Here is a 17370-nt window from a genome sequence, read left to right on the forward strand (position 1 = left end):
CCGACCCGCAGCCAACGCCGCTTCAGCAGCAGACGGGAAGGCGCCATGCTGCCGTGGCGCTATCTCGGCTATGTCGGCTACTACGTAGGTGCGGGCCTCATCAGCGGCGCGGTGGTCCACCACCCCATGGCCCCCGCCCGCTATTCGTTGATCGCCGCGTCCGGCGTACTGGTCTTCCTGCTGGCGACCGTCCTCAACGACATCGTCCTCGCGATCGAGAGGCAGCCGCTGTCACGCATATTGCGAGTGCTCGGCACCTCGACGATGCTCTCATTCGGCCTCGGCATGCTCAGCGGCGGTATGCAGCACTTCGCAGACCTCCCGGAACGCTGTGCCGTGCTGATACCGCTGGGCATCGTCCTGTCCTTCGTCGCCTTCTTCCTGAAGGAGGCCGAGCGGCCCTGGCGGCGCATCTTCGGCCTCATGGGCCTGGCCATCCTCGTCGTGACGGCCCTCACGTTCCTCGGCCTGCGCCACATCGCCCCCACCATGGCCCAGTCCGGAGGCGGACACAGCCACAGCGACGTCGTGCCCGAGAAGGGGAGCGACGAAGGCCAGGAGGGCGACCACGGCAGCGGCACCACCAGTCCACCCTCCCAGCCCGCCACACCCCCGGACGACACCCGCCCCAGCGAGGAGCCCGCGCACGACGACGGCCACCAGCACTGAGCCGACCTGCTCCCCGCCGTCACAAGACAGGCAGTGCGAAACCCGGCGGTCCGAGACAGCACGGCCACCTGTCCGACCAGTCGGTGACCGGACCGATCCGCTGCCAGAACTGATGCGGCCCCGTGGGCGCCCGCACTGCCTGCCACGCCGGCCCCGGCGGCGGGGTCAGCGTGGCTGCGGGATCTGCTCGCGCCGGCGGCGGCGCCCATAGGGGGTGACCCCGCACGGCTTGAACACCGACAGGGCGGCCGCCGCAGCACCAGCAGGGCGGCGCCCGCGTCCGCGATCAGCTGGATGCGCATGCCCCGAAGCTCGCCACCCGCGAAGGCGGACCGAGCGGCCGCGTCCGCGAGGTGTCCGACCGGCTGCATGTGGACCAGCAGCAGAAGGGTCGCCACCACGGTGATCAGAAGTTTCGCGATGACCCAGTAGTGCCGCAGCAGTCCCCACGCCGTGCCGAACGACTGCACCAGGCCGGTCAGCAGGGAGGCGACGCTGAACGGGACGATCACGTACCAGCCGATCACGTCCATGGCCAGGTAGGCGCCTTTCGCACGGTCTGGGGCGCACTGCTGGTGAGTCCGGCGACGGCAAGAGCGAGGAAGGCCGCGACCGCGCCCAGCCAGCCTACCGAGGAGGTGACGTGCAGCGTGAGGGCCGGCTTGCGCGACCGCGGTGGGAACAGAGTCACGATGCGTGCCCCGGCATGCCCCCGCCGGCCAGGTGCACGATCACGAACACCACGACCAGGGCGACAGCAATCGCCGCGGAGACCTTCACCCAGCGCGGCGCCCCCTCACGGTCGTCATCGTGACGGTCCGGTGAGCCTGGCATGACGCCTCCACCTTTTTTGAGACACGCTGTCTCGACTTGAAACCGAGTGTATCGCCTCTGGACGCCCGTATCCTTGGTGCGTGCCGAAGCTGTGGAACGAGACGATCGACGCGCACCGCGTCGCCGTGCGTGAGGCGATCCTGGACACCACTGGGAAGCTGGTGGCCGAAGGCGGCCTGCGGTCGGTGACCATGTCCCAGATCGCCGAACGGACCGGCATTGGGCGGGCGACGCTCTACAAGTACTTCTCCGACATCGAAGCCGTCCTCGTTGCCTGGCACGAGCGTCAAGTGGCCACCCACCTGCACCAGCTGACCGAAGCGGCACACCACGGCGGCCCTGCGATCCAGCGTCTGAAGGCCGTCCTGGAGGCGTACGCGGACATCTCCCGTCAGCGCCACGGCGGCGAACTGGCCAGCCTCCTCCGCCAAGGCGAGCACGTCACCCACGCCGAGCGCCACCTCGCGCACCTCGTCCAGACGCTCATCAGCGAGAGCGCACAGGCCGGCGACGTACGCGACGACATCCCATCCTCCGAACTCGCCCACTACTGCCTGCACGCACTGACCGCAGCCGCGAGGCTGACCTCCCAAGCCGCCACCCGTCGACTCGTCGGAGTCACGCTGACCGGCCTGCGCCCAGCTCCCTGATCACCGTCGCCGAAGCGGTGAGCCGCGCCCCGGTATCACCGGCGGCGGTGATCGCCACGTCGTAGTGCCCGCCGAGCGGCCGGACCACAGGCAGGGGAGCGGCTGATGGAGGCGCCGGACGAGCGCAGCCGGCTCCGACCGGTCCCCCGTTGCTGCGCGGTCACGGCTCCACCTTCACCGTCTTCCGGCTGGCACGCAAAGCGGGCATCAGCTACTCGAAGATCGCGGCGGAGTGCGACATCAAGCCTGAGCGCGTCGGCGCACTCGCCCGCGGACGAGGCCGCGTGACGAGTTTCGACAAGGTCGTCCGGATCGCCGACGCGCTGCGCATCCCCGGCAGATGCTCGGCTTAGCCGACCGGCCCTGGGAGGTGAGCAATCCGGCCGCGGCACCTGCACAGGTGCCCACACGCAGTAGGACGGATCACACGTGCGGCGCAGTTCCTGCAGGCGGCGACCGGAACCGGCCTGGCGGTTGCCATGCAGGACCTGGTCAAGCCGGTCGCCGGGCAGCGGATCGGCAAGGACTTCCCCGACATGCTGCGGCAGCGCACCGCGCGCTTGCGTCGCCTCGACGATGTCCTCGGCGGCGGCGACACGTACCGCGTGTACCTCGGCGAGGTCCAGTCCACGAAGGCTCTTCTGCGTGATTGCAGCTACACGGAGGCCACCGGGCGCGGGCTGCTGTCCGTACTCGCCGAACAGGCCCAGCAAGCCGGATGGGCCGCGTTCGACGGCGGTCGCGAAGCCGATGCCGCCGGCCTCTACAAGGAGAGCCACGCGGCCGCGGTCGAGGCCGGCGACACCGATCTCGCCGCAAACGCGCTCGCCTTCCTCGCCTACCAGGCCGTCAACGGCGACCGCGCCTCGGCTCTGGGGATCGCCGCCCGCTCCTGCGTAACGCTGGGGCCCGACGCCCCAGCCGGCGTCCGCGCGCTCCTTCATGAGCGGCGCGCCTGGGCCTGCGCGATGGCCGGCCTCGCCGCTGACACAGAGGCCGCACTGGTGGCGGCCGAGGAAGCCCTCCGCTCGGCCGACGGCTCCCCCCAGCCCGACTGGGTCTCGTGGGTCGACCAGCGAGAACTCCAGATCATGTGCGGGCGCTGCTGGACCGAACTGCGCCGCCCTCTGCGAGCCGTCCCGATACTCGAGCAGGCTCTCGCCCGTTACGACGACAGCCATGCACGGGACAAGACCCTGTACCTGTCGTGGCTGGCGGAGGCCTACATGACCGCCGGTGAGGTCGACCACGCCGCGGCGGTCACAAGTCGAGCCCTCGACCTGACGAACGGCGTGGCGTCCGTGCGGCCGAGGAAACGGCTTCAGCCGGTAACTCAAGCGGCTCGCACCCCATCGCGGCAACACAGCGGTCGACGAAGCGCTCGAGCGAGCGGCTGTGCTCTGACCTACTGCCCGCTTTCGGGAGTGGTGTTCTTCGCCACCCAGTTCAGACATCCTTCGGACCCGGCGACGACGGGTATGGCCTGCACCTGAGGCGTCTCCCATGGGTGGTTCTCCAGAAGATGCGCCTCCAGCTCCGGGTAGCGCTCGGTACGCGTGGTCAGGAGCAGCTGCCACTCCTCGCCGGTGCCGAACTCCCCGAGATGCCAGAAGACGGACGTCACGGGGCCGATGACCTGAGCCCCTGCCGCAAGCCGCTCGCGGACGGCGGACTTCGCCAACACGATTGCCTGCTCCCGGGTTTCCGTCGCCGTGGACACCTGCACGAAGTCAGTCATGACCGGGAGCCTATCCGCCAGCCCGGGAACTGTCCGACGGATCATGCTTCGCGGTCGAGAGTCCGGAGGTCGTAGAGGTAGGAGCGGTTCGGTGGCAGGCCGTGACGGGCGGCGACGTGCCGGAGACACGTGAACCTGCGGATGACGGCCGCCACCCGCCCCGCCCCTCGGTGTACGTCAGGGCGCCGTGTCGAGGTCCACGTCGACGTCCTCGGTCTGCGTCCAGAAACCGTCGTCCGCGTCCTGGAGCCGGGCGGCGGCGTGCTTCATGTGGCGGCGGGCGGCGGTGCGTGCCGCGGTGCCGTCACCGGCCTCGATGGCGGCCAGGATGGCGTGGTGCTCCTGCCGGACCGCTTCGATGAAGTCGCCGCGGCGCGCCTCGTTCGCGCGCGTGACGCGTATGCCGCTGCGCAGCACCTCGCCGAGGTACCGCACGGTCGAGACCATCACCGTGTTCCCGGTGGACTCCGCGATCGACTGGTGGAAGGCGAGGTCCTCGTCCACGCCGTCACGCCCGGAGGCGACCGCCGCGTCGATCGCGTCCAGGGCCTGACGCATCCGGGCCAGATCTCCCGGCGTGGCCCGGGCGGCCGCGAGGTGGGCCGCCTCGCCCTCCATGGCGCGGCGCACCTCCACGATCTGCAGCACCTTGGACTTGGTGTCGGCGGCCTCGGCCTCCAGGTCGAGCGGCCGGGTGCGGCGCGGCATGACGAACACGCCGAGGCCCTGCCGCGGTTCGACCAGCCCCGCGTTGCGGAGCCTCGACACGGCCTCGCGCACCACCGTGCGGCTGACACCCAGCTGCCTGACCAGCTCGACCTCGGTCGGCAGCTTGTCGCCCTCCGCCAGCCGCCCGGACTCGATCTCCTCCGAGAGCATCGCGGCGACCTGATCCGCGAGCCGGACAGGACCGCTCACCTTCGGAAACATGGTGGTCAGTCTATCGGCGGTGTCCGGTCGGCCGGGATTCGAGAAGTACGCCGGCGACCGCGTCCGCGTGGTCGTCGAGGTAGTCCCGCACCACCGATGCGAAGCTCGGGTCGGGCTCCAGCCCGAGGGAGGCCGCGCGCGCGTTGTCGAAGGTGGCGGGCCACGAGCCCACGATCGCCTCGACGCGAGGATCGGGTGCGACGGTCACCAGGTCGGCGACGGCGTCGCCGGCCACCTCCCGCAACGTGGTCAGCATCTCGGCGACCGTGACGGTCATGGCCGGCAGGTTGACCGGCAGCCCGCCGTCGAGCCGGCCCGGCCCTCCCCCTGAGCCTTCGGCCAGGGGGTCCCCCCATCTCGCTTCGCTCGCACGCTCGGCCTCGGCGACGCGGAGGATGCCCTCGACCGTGCGGCGCGGCGAGGCGAGGGCGACCCGCAGGTCGGGACGCACCGGGCAGGTCGCGGCAAGGCCCGCGAGGGGTTCGCGGATGATGCCCGACAGGAAGCCGGAGGCGGCCGCGTTGGGCTTGCCCGGCCGCACCGACACGGTCATCAGGCGGGTGACGCGTCCGTCGACGAAGCCGCGGCGGGTGTACTCCGCGACCAACTGCTCGCAGACCAGCTTCTGGATGCCGTAGCTCGACCGGGGCGTGGGCAGGGTCGACTCGCTGACGACCGGCGGCAGGGGCAGCGCCGGGTCGGAACCGTAGACCGCGACACTGCTGGAGAACACCACCAGCGGGATCGGCCCGCCCGTGGCCGACTGGGCCCGGGCGGCTTCGAGCAGCGCCCGGGTCGTGTCCACGTTGGCGCTCATGCCGAGGTCGAAGTCGGCCTCGCACTCGGCCGAGACCGCGGAGGCGAGGTGGATCAGCACGTCCACCGGCTCGGCGAACACCTCGTCGAGACGGTCGGCCAGGTCTCCCTGCACGACGTCGACCAGCGGGTCGGCCGCCTCCGGCGAGTCGTGCGGCACGAACCGGTCGGCGAGCACCAGCCGGCCGATCGGCGCGCCGCGGAACGTCCGCGTCCTGAGCAGGGCGCCGGCGACCTGCCGTCCGAGGAAGCCGAAGCCACCGGTGATGACGATCCTCATGCGCTGTCTCCTCGGTAGTCCTTCAGCCAGCCGAGACCTTCGCTCGTGCCGGCGCGGGGGCGGTACTCGCAGCCGATCCATCCCTCGAAGCCGAGGTCGTCGACGACGGCGAACAGGTGGCCGAAGTCGACCTCGCCCCGGTCGGGTTCGTTCCGGTCGGGCACGCCCGCGATCTGCAGATGGCCGACCCGGCCGGGCGGCAGGTCGCGGCGCAGGGTGGTGGTGAGGTCGCCCTCGACGATCTGGCAGTGGTAGAGGTCGAGTTGCACCTTGAGGTTCGGTGCGCCCACGTCCCGCACCACGGCGTGGGCCTCGGCCTGGGTGGTCAGGAAGTAGCCCGGCATGTCGCGGCGGTTGATGGGCTCGATCAGGATGTCGACGCCCGCCGCGGCGGCCTGCTCGGCGGCCGGGGCCAGGTTGGCCAGGTAGGTGGCGCGGTGCCGGGCGAGCTCCGCCGGCTGCGCGTCGGCCGGCACGAGCCCGGCCATCACGTGCACGCGGGGGCAGTCCAGCGCGGCGGCGTACTCGAGGGCCCGGCCGATCCCGGAGAGGGCCTCGGCCTCGCGGCCGGGCAGCGCCGCGATGCCGCGCTCTCCGGACTCCCACGCACCGGGAGGCGCGTTGAAGAGCACCTGCTTCAGGCCGTGGTCGTCGAGCCGGCGGCGCAGCTCTTCGGCGTCGTACGCGTAGGGGAAGAGGTACTCGACGGCCTCGAAGCCGTCCGCGGCCGCGGCGGCGAAGCGGTCGAGGAAGTCGTGTTCGGTGTACATCATGGACAGGTTCGCGGCGAACCTCGGCATGCTTGCTCCTGTGTTCGGCCCGGTGCCGGGCCCGGTGAGGGCCCGGCACCGGGACCGGGGTCAGCGGTTGACGACCTGCTTCTTGGTGGTGAGCACCGCGCCGGCGCCGATGACGAGGCTGAGCGCCAGGATGTACATCGGGAGCGACGTCGAGCCGGTGGCGTCCTTGATGGCGCCGATCATGTACGGGCTGACGAAGCCGGCGAGGTTGCCCACCGAGTTGATCGCGGCGAGGCCGGCCGCGGCGGCGGTGCCGCCGAGGAACGCGGTGGGGAGCGACCAGAACAGGGGCGCGCAGGTCAGCACGCCGGCCGCGGCGAAGGACAGGGCAAGGAGGGACAGCGCGGTCGACCCGGACCAGGAAGCGGCCAGCGAGAAGCCGACGGCGCCCATGAGGGAGGGGACGACCAGGTGCCAGCGGCGCTCGCGGCGCTTGTCCGCCGACCGGCCGAAGAGGTTCATCGCGACGAGTGCGGCGAGGAACGGAACGGCGCTGAGCACCCCGATCGCCAGGTTGCCCTTGATGCCGGTGGACTGGACGAACGTGGGCATCCAGAAGGTCAGGGCGTACTGGCCCATCACGAAGCAGAAGTAGATGAGGCACATCAGCCACACCTTGGGCTCGCGGAAGGCGTCCAGCACCCGGCCGTGCACCGTCTGGTGCACGGTGTCCTCGGCGATCGCCCGCTCGACGATGTCCTTCTCCTCGTCGGTGAGCCACTTCGCGCTGCGCACGCCGTTGTCGAGGTAGAACAGCGTGGCCACGCCGATGAGGATCGCGGGGATCGCCTCGAGCAGGAACATCCACTGCCAGCCGTTCCAGCCGTTCGCGCCGTCGAACCGGTCCATGATCCAGCCGGAGAGAGGGTTGCCGAAGATGCCGGCCACGGGGATGGCCGACATGAACATCGCGATCACCCGGGCGCGGCGGTGCGAGGGGAACCAGTAGGTGCAGTAGAGGATCACGCCCGGGTAGAACCCGGCCTCCGCGGCTCCGAGGAGGAACCGGAGCACGTAGAACATCGCCTCGTTGGTGACGAACATGAACGACGCCGAGACCAGGCCCCAAGTGATCATGATCCGGGCGATCCAGGTACGGGCTCCGATGCGCTGCAGCATCAGGTTCGAGGGGACCTCGAAGAGGAAGTAGCCGATGAAGAACAGGCCGGCGCCGAGGCCGTACGCCGCCTCACTGAACCCGAGGTCGGCGGACATCTGCAGCTTGGCGAAGCCGACGTTGACCCGGTCCAGGTAGGAGAAGACGTAGCACAGGACGAGGAAGGGGACGATGCGCAGTACGACCTTGCGGAAGACGGCGTTCTCGCGGGCGAGGTCGGGGGCCTCGGCCGCCGTCATGGGGAGGGACATGGCGAATCCTTCGTGCGGCTCAGGGGATTCTCTGACAGGGGAGGAGGTGATCACCACGCGGCGTCGAACACAGTCCTCAGTTCGTCGAGTGCGTGGGCGGGGAGTGGCTCGGGACGGGGGTCGGTCATGAGCCAGAGGCGTGCCGTCTCCTCGAGTTCTTCGAGGACGGCGAGAGCGGTGGCCGCGTCGGGGCCCCAGACCACGGGGCCCAGCCGGTCGAGCAGGACGGCCCTGATCGGTGTGCCGTTCGCGGCGCGGTCGGCGATGCGGGCGGTCACCAGGTCGGCCACGCGCGGGTCGCCGGGCCGGTGGTAGGGGACGAGCGGGACGTGGCCGACCTTCATCACGTAGTACGGGGTGATGGGCGGAAGCACGTCGTCCGGGCTCCACACGCCGGCCAGGGTGAGCGCGACCAGGTGCGTGGAGTGGGTGTGGACGACGAACCGGGCCGTGGGGTCGGCCTCGTGAATGCGCCGGTGGAGTGCCAGGGTCTTGCTGGCGCGGTCGCCCGCGATCTGCTCGCCACGGGCGTCGACCAGCGCGAGGCGCTGGGGTTCGAGGAAGCCGAGGGCGGCGTCGGTGGGGGTGATGAGGTGGCCGCCGTCGATCCTGGCGCTGATGTTGCCGGCGCTGGCGTGGACGTAGCCCCTGGCGAACAGGCTGCTTCCGATCCGTACGATCTCGGCGCGCGCCTCGTCGACGGCGGCGCTCACGGGAGCGGTCACGACGCCTCCCGGTCCAGCAGGCCGAACGCGTCGGTGAAGAAGCCGGGGCCGCCGAAGTTGCCGGACTTGAGCGTGAGGTGAAGCGTGTCCCCGCCGGGCAGGTCGGCCGCGCACCACGGCACGCCGGGATCGATCTGCGGTCCGATGCGGAGCCCGGTGAGGCCGAGCGCCTGGACGACCGCTCCCGAGGTCTCGCCGCCCGCGACGACGAGCCGGCGGACGCCGCGCTCCACGAGCCCCTGTGCGACGCGGGCCAGGGTCCGCTCGACGAGCTCACCGGCCTCGGCGGCGCCGAGCCGGCCCTGGACGCTGCGGACCGCGTCCGGCGTCTCGGTGGAGTACACCAGCACCGGTCCGTCGGCCAGGTGCGCGTCGGCGAAGGCCAGCGCCTGGCCGGCCACGTCCTCGCCGGCCGCGATGCGCAACGGGTCCACGCTGAACGCGGGCCGGCCGCCGCGCAGGAACTCCAGGACCTGGCCGTTCGTGGCGACCGAGACCGAGCCGGAGACGACGGCCGCGTGACCGCCGGCCGGCGGCAGCTGGGCCGCGGCGCGGGACGGCTCGAACCCCCAGTTCGCGGGCAGGCCGATCGCCAGGCCCGAGCCGGCGGTCACCAGGGGCAGCCCCGAGGCCGCCGCGCCCAGGCGCAGGAGGTCGTCGTTGGAGACGGCGTCGGCCACGGCGATGCCGACGCCCTCCTTGCGCAGGTCCTCGATGCGCGCCCGGATCGCCTCGGCGCCCGCCGCGACGACCGTGTGGTCGATGAGACCGACCGCGCACGTGGTCTGCGCACCGAGGACGGAGACCAGGTTGGAGTCGGTCATCGGGGTGAGCGGGTGGTGGCGCATGCCGCTCTCGCTCAGCAGGACGTCGCCGACGAAGAGGTGCCCCTTGAAGACGGTGCGGCCGTTGTCGGGGAACGCCGGCGTCGCGATCGAGAAGTCGGTGTCCAGTGCGTCCATCAGCGCCTCGGTGACCGGCCCGATGTTGCCGGCCGGGGTCGAGTCGAAGGTGGAGCAGTACTTGAAGTAGATCTGCTCGGCCCCGGCGGACCGCAGCCAGGCCAGCGCCCGCAGCGACGCCTCGACGGCGTCGTGCGGCGGGACGGTCCGGGACTTGAGCGCGACGACCACGGCGTCCGCGTCCACGGCCGGGACGGCGCCGGGCGGCGGCACGTCGATCAGCTGGACCACGCGCATGCCCGCGCGCACCAGGTTGTTGGCCAGATCCGTGGCGCCGGTGAAGTCGTCGGCGATGCAGCCGAGTCGGATTCCCATGTCACTCCCCCGCCTTCTCGGGCAGGTCGATCCCCGGGAAGATCTTGATGACGGCGCTGTCGTCCTCGGCCCCCAGACCGGACGCCGATGCCTGGAGGAACATCTGGTGGGCGGTGGAGGCGAGCGGGAGCGGGAACTTCTCGGGCCGGGCCGAGTCGAGCACCAGGCCCAGGTCCTTGACGAAGATGTCGACCGCGGACAGGGGCGTGTAGTCACCGGCGAGCACGTGGGCCATGCGGTTCTCGAACATCCACGAGTTGCCGGCACTGTGCGTGATGACCTCGTAGAGCGCCTCGGCCGGGACACCGGCCTTGATGCCCAGCGCCATCGCCTCGGCCGCCGCGGCGATGTGCACGCCCGCGAGCAACTGGTTCACGATCTTGACCTTCGAGCCGAGTCCGGCACTGTCCCCCAGGCGGTAGACGGTGCTGCTCATGGCTTCGAGCACCGGGTCGGCGACCGCGTAGGCCGCGGCGGAGCCCGACGTCATCATGGTGAGCTCACCGGCCGCGGCACGTGCGGCACCGCCGGAGATGGGAGCGTCCAGGTAGAGCGCGCCCTGCTCGGCCAAGCGCTTCTCGAGCCCGGCGGACCAGCCGGGGTCGACCGTGGAGCACATCACGAAGACGGCGCCCCGGCGGAGCCGGGCCGCGGCCCCCTCGGCACCGAACAGCACCGACTCGACCTGCGCCGCGTTGACCACCACGCCGACCAGGACGTCCACCGCGGCCGCCAGCTCGCCGGGCGACGCGAACGCCGTCCCGCCGTCGCGGGCGAAGGCCGTGGCCACCTCCGGCCGCAGATCGTGGACGCCCACGTCGTACCCGGCGTCGCGCAGGCTGCGGGCCATGCCGAGGCCCATGGCCCCGAGTCCCACCACGCCCACGCTCGGCCGTGCCGGCCTGTCCTGCTGATTCATGCCCATCCTCGTCTCGCTGTGCCGGCCGGGCCGGGCCCGGCTCGTGATCCCTGCGGAGATCAGGTCATATGATGACCTGAGGAATGCGGGAACGACTACTGTGTTGTGCGTCACAATCGACAGCTGTCGCGGTGGTGGACGGCAGGCCGTGGTCCCGCCCCGCGCTGCCGCGCCGACCAGGCCCGGGGGGCCACGGCCGCCCGCTGCCGATGATCTTCGTCGTGCGGGTCAGCGGCTCGGCGACACTGTTGCGGGGTGAGGCCGGCATGGGCAAGACCGCCCTGCTGGACTGTGCAGAGGACCGACACCGGTGGCGACGACGGCATACGGAGCGGTCAGGCGAATACCGGTGTTCAGGGTGATGGAGACGCTGTCGTGCGTGGAGTTCGGTGACGTGTCGGCCGAGTTCGAGGCGGCACTGACCCTGGGGTGAACCGGACCGTGCCGCCGGGCCTGTACTGGTTCCGGCCCTCGGCAGGGCGGCGTGCGATGTCGGCTCCGGCCGAAGCTGCGCCAGGACTTCCCAGAGCGGCCCCGTGGGAACAAGTCGGTCGCTCGAGGCTGCGGACGGCTACTGTCCGCCGACCGACCAGCACCCCCGCATCATGGTTGCCGGCGATCTCCGCTCCGCCCGCTGTCAGCGGATCATGACCGCACTGGGTTCGGGCAGTGAGACAGCGGCTGCATACGTACTACGCGGCACGGGAGTTGCCAGGAGCCGAGGAACCCGCTCCCGGCCGGCTTCACCGCGGGATACCGGTTCACATCGGGCCCCGTACGCCTTCAGTGCCGCGGCGGGTTCCTGCGCAGGGTGATGGGGGTGCGGGGAAGGGCGGGGGCGGGCAGGCGGTCGCCGACGTATCCGTCGACCCTGCCGAAGCGGTCGGACGCGTTCTCCCACGCCTCCCTCGCTTCGACGATGTCGTCGTGGCTGCGGCCGATGAAGTTCCACCACATGAGAATCTGCTCCTCGAACGGCGCCCCGCCCAGCAGGACCGCCCGTGCGGCGGTGTCGCCTTCGTTCGTCAGCGACAGCGTGTCGTTGCCCGTGCCGAGGTAGCCCAGGTCCGCCGGCTGCAGCAGGGCGCCGGCCACGCCGATGCTCCCCTGGTCGACGAGGAGGCCGTGCTCGAAGCCGGCGTCCGTCCCGAGGGTGATCGTCGAGCGCGGCTCGAGGACGATCTCGGCGCCGAGCAACGGCGTGAAGGTCCGCACCGGAGAGGTGGCACCGGCGAGCGCACCCAGGAACACTCTGACCTCGGCGCCGTCCACCCGGACCGGGTCCGGGACGTAGTGCTGGAAGTCCCGGCCGGTGTGCCGGTGTTCTTCGGGAAGCGCCACCCACAGCTGGACGCCGTGCAGGATCGTGGTGCGGGCGGTGGAGACCTCCGAGTGGCTGATGCCGTACCCGCCCGTCATGAGATTCAGCTCGCCGGGCCGTACGAAGGCGTGGACGCCGAGGCTGTCGCGGTGCTCGATCTCCCCGCTGAACAGCCAGCTCACCGTCTGCAGACCGGTGTGCGGGTGGGGCGGGACGTTCATGCCGCCGGTGTCGGCGACGTCGTCGGGGCCGTAGTGGTCGACGAAGCACCACGCCCCGATGAGCGTGCGGGCGCGCTGGGGCAGCGTGCGCCGCACCGTCATCGCCCTGGGGCCGCCCAGCGGGACGTCCCGCGCCGCGAGGACGTCGACCTTCGGCTCGCTCTCGGGCCGGACCACTGTCTCGCAGAGCAGCTCGGCGGGTTCCGTCTCGGCGTTGCTCATGGCATGCCCCTCTCGCTCAAGAATGATTCTATATTCAACGAATACCTCTCGCGCCGATCCGGACGCGGGGCCTTCCGGCGGCCTCCCTCATGAGCGAGCGCCCTTGGCCGGGCGGCATCGCGCCGCCCTGTCGACCTTCTTCCCGCGCGAGCGGCTCGTCGTCCCGTCCGGCAACCTCAAGATCCGCTCGAACGTCGCGCACTACCCGTTCCGCCCCTACTCCGGCTACGTCCGTCTGACCGGCGACCAGGCCAGGGACGGCGCGCTCGTGCTGGAGCCGCGCCCCGGCGGCGGGCACGACGCGCGGCGTGACCTCGAGCGCTGAACCGCGTACGTCAGGCCATCTTGCAGCGGCCGGCCGCCGACAACAGCGAGCGGCCTGGGCTCCCTACTGGGTGCCCGGGCCGTGGGCCGGCCCGGCTCCGCGCCGGTGCTCGGCCACCAATGTCAGGTCCACTGGTCCCCTCACGTCCCGTCCGCACACAACAACGCTTTCCAGCGGTTCAGGTATCCAGCATGCAAAGGATCAAAGAAGGCCGGCCGGCCACAGCGCACAGGAACCGACGAACCGGCCGGCCGGATCGGTGTACGCATCGAACCCGCGCACCGCGAGGCGTACACCGCTGTGACAAAGCGGCACGCGGGCTACTCGACGATGGCTGCTGCCCATGACGCCGTCGGTGCATGGCTCGCCGAGCACGGATACGCCGTCAGCGCCTCCAACCGGGAGGTGTACCCGAACTGGGCGACCGCCGAGCCGGGCGAGCATGTGGCCGATGTCGCCATACCACTTCGAGTGTGCGCGGCCTTGGCCGGCAGGGAGTCACACCGGGTCCGGTAGGTCCATGCGCGCGAGTTCGGCCGGGTCGACCACGGCGGTGATCTCGGTGATGCGGCCGTCGACGACAGTGAAGGCCAGGAGGGAAAGCGGGGTGCCGTCCTCGCTCCAGGAGATGACGCCGGGGCGGCCGTTGACGGTCGCCCATGTCCTCGTGCCGCGCTGCCGGCCACTCGCGCACGGGTGGCGACTTCGGTGGCCCCCGTGCCAGGACTGGCCTGCCGAGGTCATGTCCGCTCGAACCAGAGGCCTCACGTCGCCTGGCCCGGGACGCCGGGATCTCGCACGCCACCGGCTACCGCCGCCCACGGGGATCGAGCTGCCGAACGGCAGCGGCTTGCGCTGGGCGCGGCCGGTGCAGAGCGCGGCGGTCTATCCGGCGGAGCCGGAGCCTATGACGTCGCGCAGGGCGGACGCCGGAGACGTCTGGCTCACGCGGCCGGCTCCGGAGCGATCTCCGCGATCAGGCCCTCGACGAGCTTCTTGATCTCGTCGCGGATCGGGCGGACGGCCTCGACGCCCTGGCCGGCCGGGTCGTCGAGCTTCCAGTCGAGGTAGCGCTTGCCGGGGAAGACAGGGCAGGTGTCCCCGCAGCCCATGGTGATGCACACGTCGGACGCCTTCACCGCGTCGATGGTGAGGATCTTCGGGGTCTCGGCGGACATGTCGATGCCGACCTCTCGCATCGCCTCGACGGCGGCAGGGTTGACCTGGTCGGCGGGGGCGGAGCCGGCGGAGCGGACCTCGACGCGGTCTCCTGCGAGGTGGGTGAGCCAGGCAGCGGCCATCTGGGAGCGCCCGGCGTTGTGGACGCAGACGAACAGCACGGAGGGCTTGGCTGAAGACATCTACTTCTCTTCTTTCCCTGCGAAGGTGGTGGCGCGTGGGCGGCCTGGGGCTCAGCCTGGCAGGCGGTCGTCCGGAGGTGCGGCCGAGGGCGGGCTGGGCATGGGCACCCCGTTCCGAGAGGCCAACAAAGATCAGCGCGGACTGGTGTCAGCCACTGCTGATGTGACAGTATCAGTCCATGATGACGTCAGTCGACACTGATCTGATCCGGGTTCTGGCCGACCCGCTCAGGCTCCGGATCGTGACCCTCCTCGCCAAGGAGACGCTCTGCACCACCCACCTCGTGGAGGAGACGCGAGCCAAGCAGACGAACCTCTCCAACCACCTGAAGGTGCTGCGCGAGGCCGGGGTCGTCGAGACCGAGCCGTGCGGGAGGTTCATCTACTACCGCCTGCGCCCGGAGGTCATCGAATCGCTCGCCGGTCAGTTCGCCGACCTCGCTCGGACCGCGCGCACCACCGCCGAAGCGAACCTCAAGCGGTCCTGCCCCTGACCCGCACCCAGCGGTGCCCTGCCCTGCCCCGAGGAGTCCCCGCCTTGACCGCCACCGAGTCCACGGCTGCCCCGATACCGGCCGACGCTCCCCAGCCCGCACCCGGTGCGACCCCGCCCCGCACGCCCCTGGTCGCACGGGCGGCCGCCGAGCTGATCGGCACCGCGGCCCTCGTCGCTGTCGTGGTCGGCTCCGGCATCCAGGCCACCGAGCTGACCGACGACGTCGCACTGCAGCTGCTGGCCAACTCCACCGCGACCGTCTTCGGCCTCGGCGTGCTGATCGCCCTCCTCGGCCCGGTGTCGGGGGCCCACTTCAATCCGGCGGTCAGCCTGGCCGAGTGGTGGACGGCCCGCCGCGGCGGCGCCGGGGTGACCGGGCGCGAGCTCGGCGCGTACGTACCGTCGCAGATCGTCGGGGCCGTCGCGGGCGCGGTCCTCGCGGACGCCATGTTCGGGCAGCCGCTGGTGAGGTGGTCCACTCACGACCGCTCGGCGGGCAATCTCCTGCTCGGTGAGGTCGTCGCCACGGCCGGCCTGATCCTGCTGATCTTCGGCCTGGCCAGGACCGACCGCCTGCGCTTCGCGCCGGTCGCGGTGGCCTCGTACATCGGGGCCGCGTACTGGTTCACCTCCTCCACCTCCTTCGCCAACCCCGCTGTCACCATCGGCCGCGCCTTCACCGACACGTTCGCCGGCATCGCACCGTCCTCCGTGGCCGGGTTCATCGGTATGCAGCTGGTCGGCACCGTGGTCGGGCTGGCGCTGGTCGCGCTGATCTTCATGAAGGCCGAGGAGACCAACGGGTCCTCCGAAGCATGACGCAGCGCACGGAGGTGGTGGTGATCGGCGGAGGCCAGGCCGGGCTCGCCGCCGGCTACCACCTGCGCCGCCTCGGTGTCGAGCACGTCATCCTCGATGCCCAGGCCGCGCCCGGCGGGGCCTGGCAGCACACGTGGGACTCCCTCCGCCTCTTTTCCCCGGCGGAGTACTCCTCGCTGCCGGGCCGGCTCATGCCTGTCCAGCGCGGGCAGACGTACCCCGACGCGGCGCACGTCGTGTCGTACCTCGCCGACTACGAGAAGCGGTACGAGTTGCCGGTCCGGCGCGAGGTGTGGGTCGAGGCCGTTCACCGCGACGGGGCCTTCCTGCGCGTCCGGACGGACTGCGGTGACTGGCGGGCCCGTGCGGTCGTCAGCGCCACCGGCACCTGGACCCGCCCCTTCCTGCCCACTGTCCCCGGCCGCCGTCAGTTCACCGGCCGTCAACTGCACACCGTCCAGTACGCGGGCCCCGCCGACTTCACGGGGCAGCGGGTCGTCGTCGTGGGCGGCGGCAACTCCGGTGCTCAGATCGCCGCCGATCTCGCCCACGCCGGCGTCGACCCGACCTGGGTCACCCGGCGCCCGCCCCGCTATCTCGCCGACGACGTCGACGGCCGTGTGCTCTTCGACGCGGCGACCGCCCGCCGCCGGGCGCTGGACGCCGGCCGCACCGACACGGGTGGCGTCGCCTCCCTCGGGGACATCGTCGCCGTGCCACCCGTACGCACCGCACGCGACGCCGGACTCCTGGGCGCCAGGCCGATGTTCACCCGCCTGACAGCGACCGGGGTGGAATGGGCCGACGGCACCCGGGGCGAGGTCGACGCGGTCATCTGGTGCACCGGATTCCGGCCGGCCCTCGCCCACTTCGCCTCCCTGCGGCTGCGCGGCACCCGGGGGCGCATTGCCACTGAGGGCACCCGCGCCGTGGACGAGCCGCGCCTGCATCTCCTCGGCTACGGCGACTGGACCGGTCCTGCCTCGGCCACGCTGATCGGTGTCGGGCGCCCGGCACGGGAAGCGGCCCGCGACATCGCCGCCCTGCTCCGCGCATAGCCCCTCCGCCCCCGTCTCAGGCGATCAGGGGACTGCGGCGTTCCAGCAGTACGACGTCCCGCCAGGTGCCGTGGTGCCGGCCGATGCGCTCGCGGGTGCCGATGATCCGGAATCCCGCCCGCGCGTGCAGGGCGAGGCTGGCGGTGTTCTCCGGGAAGATCCCCGACTGGATGGTCCAGATCCCGTCCCGCTCGGTGGCGTCGATGAGTGCCTGGAGCAGGGCGGACGCGACTTTACGGCCCCGGGCGGCCGGGTGGACGTAGACGGAGTGCTCGACCACGCCCGCGTATGCGCACCGGTCCGAGACGGCACTCGCGGCGATCCAGCCCAGCACCTTCCCTGCCTCGTCGAGCGCCGTGAAGCGGTGTTGGGGCAGCTTCGCGGCGTCGAACGCCTCCCAGCTCGGCGCGCTGGTCTCGAAGGTGGCGTTGCCCTCCTCGATCCCGGCCTGGTAGATCGCCAGCACCTGCTCGGCGTGTTCCGCCTCCAGCGGCACGATCACCGCGCCCACCGTCTCCGCCACCGCTTGGTCCCCTCGTAC

At 71.3% G+C, this 17370-nt stretch carries 19 protein-coding genes and 4 pseudogenes; 9 read left to right on the plus strand and 14 right to left on the minus strand.

Annotation, left to right across the window (positions count from 1 at the left end; genetic code table 11):
* Positions 1 to 45: 45 nt before the first annotated feature.
* Positions 46 to 669, plus strand: coding sequence for a hypothetical protein (locus tag ACLB9X_RS10525; RefSeq protein WP_410359994.1), 624 nt, complete (start codon positions 46 to 48; stop codon positions 667 to 669).
* 687 nt (positions 670 to 1356) lie between these two features.
* Here ACLB9X_RS10525 and ACLB9X_RS10530 read toward each other — a convergent pair.
* Complete coding sequence (locus tag ACLB9X_RS10530) at positions 1357 to 1503, minus strand: hypothetical protein (protein ID WP_410359995.1); 147 nt, start codon at positions 1501 to 1503, stop codon at positions 1357 to 1359.
* A gap of 80 nt (positions 1504 to 1583) precedes the next feature.
* Between ACLB9X_RS10530 and ACLB9X_RS10535 the strand changes: the two genes are divergently transcribed.
* The 3 genes from ACLB9X_RS10535 (at position 1584) to ACLB9X_RS10545 (ending at position 3646) form a co-directional block, all read left to right on the plus strand.
* Positions 1584 to 2153: a TetR/AcrR family transcriptional regulator gene (locus ACLB9X_RS10535; protein WP_410359996.1), complete on the plus strand. Its 570-nt coding sequence runs from the start codon at positions 1584 to 1586 to the stop codon at positions 2151 to 2153.
* 149 nt (positions 2154 to 2302) lie between these two features.
* On the plus strand, positions 2303 to 2506 hold the full coding sequence (locus ACLB9X_RS10540) for a helix-turn-helix domain-containing protein (protein ID WP_410359997.1): 204 nt from the start codon (positions 2303 to 2305) through the stop codon (positions 2504 to 2506).
* Between the two features lie 126 nt (positions 2507 to 2632).
* Entirely contained in the window at positions 2633 to 3646 is a 1014-nt protein-coding gene (locus tag ACLB9X_RS10545; protein WP_410359998.1) for an XRE family transcriptional regulator, read from the plus strand.
* Here ACLB9X_RS10545 and cutA read toward each other — a convergent pair.
* The 9 genes and pseudogenes from cutA to ACLB9X_RS10590 all read right to left on the minus strand — a co-directional run.
* Positions 3559 to 3891 (minus strand): divalent-cation tolerance protein CutA, encoded by a 333-nt coding sequence (cutA, locus tag ACLB9X_RS10550; protein ID WP_410359999.1) that lies wholly within the window; start codon positions 3889 to 3891, stop codon positions 3559 to 3561. The two genes, ACLB9X_RS10545 and cutA, sit on opposite strands and share 88 nt — an antisense overlap.
* 177 nt (positions 3892 to 4068) lie before the next feature.
* Positions 4069 to 4821: a FadR/GntR family transcriptional regulator gene (locus ACLB9X_RS10555; RefSeq protein WP_410360000.1), complete on the minus strand. Its 753-nt coding sequence runs from the start codon at positions 4819 to 4821 to the stop codon at positions 4069 to 4071.
* Between the two features lie 10 nt (positions 4822 to 4831).
* On the minus strand, positions 4832 to 5917 hold the full coding sequence (locus ACLB9X_RS10560; protein ID WP_410360001.1) for an NAD-dependent epimerase/dehydratase family protein: 1086 nt from the start codon (positions 5915 to 5917) through the stop codon (positions 4832 to 4834).
* Positions 5914 to 6717, minus strand: coding sequence for a 2-oxo-tetronate isomerase (gene otnI, locus ACLB9X_RS10565; RefSeq protein ID WP_410360002.1), 804 nt, complete (start codon positions 6715 to 6717; stop codon positions 5914 to 5916). Before otnI ends, ACLB9X_RS10560 begins: the two co-directional genes overlap by 4 nt.
* 60 nt (positions 6718 to 6777) lie before the next feature.
* The gene (locus ACLB9X_RS10570; protein ID WP_410360003.1) at positions 6778 to 8085 is read right to left on the minus strand and encodes an MFS transporter; all 1308 of its coding nucleotides are present in this window, start codon (positions 8083 to 8085) and stop codon (positions 6778 to 6780) included.
* 50 nt (positions 8086 to 8135) lie between these two features.
* Positions 8136 to 8810 (minus strand): aldolase, encoded by a 675-nt coding sequence (locus ACLB9X_RS10575; protein ID WP_410360004.1) that lies wholly within the window; start codon positions 8808 to 8810, stop codon positions 8136 to 8138.
* Positions 8807 to 10087 (minus strand): 3-oxo-tetronate kinase, encoded by a 1281-nt coding sequence (gene otnK / locus ACLB9X_RS10580; RefSeq protein ID WP_410360005.1) that lies wholly within the window; start codon positions 10085 to 10087, stop codon positions 8807 to 8809. Before otnK ends, ACLB9X_RS10575 begins: the two co-directional genes overlap by 4 nt.
* A gap of 1 nt (position 10088) precedes the next feature.
* Positions 10089 to 11006 (minus strand): L-threonate dehydrogenase, encoded by a 918-nt coding sequence (gene ltnD, locus ACLB9X_RS10585; RefSeq protein WP_410360006.1) that lies wholly within the window; start codon positions 11004 to 11006, stop codon positions 10089 to 10091.
* A gap of 267 nt (positions 11007 to 11273) precedes the next feature.
* Positions 11274 to 11424: pseudogene (locus ACLB9X_RS10590) on the minus strand (pyridine nucleotide-disulfide oxidoreductase); the annotation flags it as partial.
* 148 nt (positions 11425 to 11572) lie between these two features.
* Between ACLB9X_RS10590 and ACLB9X_RS10595 the strand changes: the two are divergent.
* A pseudogene (locus ACLB9X_RS10595) lies at positions 11573 to 11720 on the plus strand (pyridine nucleotide-disulfide oxidoreductase); the annotation flags it as partial.
* 69 nt (positions 11721 to 11789) lie between these two features.
* On the opposite strand, the gene ACLB9X_RS10600 reads toward ACLB9X_RS10595, so the two are convergent.
* Positions 11790 to 12770: a pirin family protein gene (locus tag ACLB9X_RS10600; protein WP_410360007.1), complete on the minus strand. Its 981-nt coding sequence runs from the start codon at positions 12768 to 12770 to the stop codon at positions 11790 to 11792.
* An 85-nt stretch (positions 12771 to 12855) separates the two neighbouring features.
* Here ACLB9X_RS10600 and ACLB9X_RS10605 point away from each other — a divergent pair.
* Positions 12856 to 13074: pseudogene (locus ACLB9X_RS10605) on the plus strand (aminopeptidase P N-terminal domain-containing protein); the annotation flags it as partial.
* Between the two features lie 519 nt (positions 13075 to 13593).
* Here the strand turns inward: ACLB9X_RS10605 and ACLB9X_RS10610 are convergent.
* Together ACLB9X_RS10610 and ACLB9X_RS10615 are read right to left on the minus strand one after the other, a co-directional pair.
* Positions 13594 to 13811 (minus strand): annotated as a pseudogene (locus tag ACLB9X_RS10610) (RNA polymerase subunit sigma-70); the annotation flags it as partial.
* Positions 13812 to 14039: 228 nt separating this feature from the next.
* Positions 14040 to 14456 carry an arsenate reductase ArsC gene (locus ACLB9X_RS10615; RefSeq protein ID WP_410360008.1) on the minus strand — a complete coding sequence of 139 codons (417 nt, stop codon included), beginning with the start codon at positions 14454 to 14456 and terminating at the stop codon, positions 14040 to 14042.
* A gap of 179 nt (positions 14457 to 14635) precedes the next feature.
* Between ACLB9X_RS10615 and ACLB9X_RS10620 the strand changes: the two genes are divergently transcribed.
* The 3 genes from ACLB9X_RS10620 to ACLB9X_RS10630 are packed head-to-tail and all read left to right on the plus strand — an operon-like array spanning position 14636 to position 16829.
* Complete coding sequence (locus ACLB9X_RS10620; protein ID WP_410360009.1) at positions 14636 to 14950, plus strand: ArsR/SmtB family transcription factor; 315 nt, start codon at positions 14636 to 14638, stop codon at positions 14948 to 14950.
* A gap of 44 nt (positions 14951 to 14994) precedes the next feature.
* Positions 14995 to 15771, plus strand: coding sequence for an aquaporin (locus ACLB9X_RS10625; RefSeq protein ID WP_410360010.1), 777 nt, complete (start codon positions 14995 to 14997; stop codon positions 15769 to 15771).
* Complete coding sequence (locus ACLB9X_RS10630) at positions 15768 to 16829, plus strand: ArsO family NAD(P)H-dependent flavin-containing monooxygenase (protein WP_410360011.1); 1062 nt, start codon at positions 15768 to 15770, stop codon at positions 16827 to 16829. Before ACLB9X_RS10625 ends, ACLB9X_RS10630 begins: the two co-directional genes overlap by 4 nt.
* A gap of 16 nt (positions 16830 to 16845) precedes the next feature.
* On the opposite strand, the gene ACLB9X_RS10635 is transcribed toward ACLB9X_RS10630, so the two are convergent.
* Positions 16846 to 17352: an N-acetyltransferase family protein gene (locus ACLB9X_RS10635; protein ID WP_410360012.1), complete on the minus strand. Its 507-nt coding sequence runs from the start codon at positions 17350 to 17352 to the stop codon at positions 16846 to 16848.
* Positions 17353 to 17370 lie beyond the last annotated feature (18 nt).

The sequence above is a fragment of the Streptomyces sp. 5K101 genome, from assembly GCF_046506645.1.
Taxonomy (GTDB): Bacteria; Actinomycetota; Actinomycetes; order Streptomycetales; family Streptomycetaceae; genus Streptomyces.